Source organism: Cognatundibacterium luofuense (assembly GCF_018139685.1).
GTDB classification, from domain to species: domain Bacteria; phylum Pseudomonadota; class Gammaproteobacteria; order Burkholderiales; family Burkholderiaceae_D; genus Undibacterium; species Undibacterium luofuense.
Genome location: NZ_JAGSPN010000659.1, coordinates 1 through 281, shown reverse-complemented (window position 1 = coordinate 281; position 281 = coordinate 1). Strand labels below are relative to the sequence as shown.

Here is a 281-nt window from a genome sequence, read left to right as displayed (position 1 = left end):
ACGCCGTTGTATAAGAAAACTGGATTTCATCTCGATTGCACACTGCAGCCAGGCATTGCTATGGATAGTTACCCTGGTCCGCTGGGGCAGATTTTGACTAATTTTGTGACCAATTCTTTACTGCACGGATTCGATGGCAAAACCACGGGCAGGATGCTTGTGCGATGCAACGAGCTAGATGCTGATTTTGTAGAGATTCAGTTCAGTGATGATGGTGTAGGCATGACCGAGTCAGTTCAAAAGAAAGTGTTTGACCCATTTTTCACGACTAAGCTTGGACA

Annotated in this window: 1 protein-coding gene; it reads left to right on the top strand. The window is 45.6% G+C overall.

All coding sequences use genetic code 11. The features are described from left to right. Window positions 1–60: 60 nt before the first annotated feature. Window positions 61–281, top strand: a 221-nt coding sequence (locus tag KDM89_RS22075) for an ATP-binding protein (protein ID WP_230428030.1), incomplete at its 3' end; no start/stop codon positions are given.